The organism is Mesorhizobium sp. M2E.F.Ca.ET.209.01.1.1, from assembly GCF_004010375.2.
Classification (GTDB): domain Bacteria; phylum Pseudomonadota; class Alphaproteobacteria; order Rhizobiales; family Rhizobiaceae; genus Mesorhizobium.
The window spans coordinates 1-339 of record NZ_SADP02000629.1 but is presented as its reverse complement, the minus strand read 5'-3'; the positions used below and the strand labels follow the sequence as shown (position 1 = coordinate 339).

Here is a 339-nt window from a genome sequence, read left to right as displayed (position 1 = left end):
GTGATCAAAAGGCCGCGTCGCTGCTATGGCCCGTAAAAGAAGTCCACCAGCACGGGCACGTGCGGGCCGGGCTTCAGCATGTGGTTCTGGCCAGCCAGCGTCAGGTAGCGGGCGTTCGGCAGAGCATCGGCCAAAGCCTTGTTGCCGTGACGCATCCAAAGCGGACTCCTGCCGCCGTCCGTCACCAATATCGGCACCATCATCGAGGCCCACCGGCCGGGGACCAGCGGCTTGCCGCCCTGATCGTCGGCCACGATGGCACCATCGTAAGGCAGCGTATGCGCCACAGCCTTGAGCTTGGACCAGATCGGCGTCAGCCGCATGAGGAAGACAAGCGGG

General features: G+C 64.6%; 1 pseudogene. It reads right to left on the bottom strand.

Annotated elements, in window-relative coordinates:
• Nucleotides 1–23 precede the first annotated feature (23 nt).
• Nucleotides 24–339 (bottom strand): annotated as a pseudogene (locus EN852_RS37205) (alpha/beta hydrolase); the annotation flags it as partial.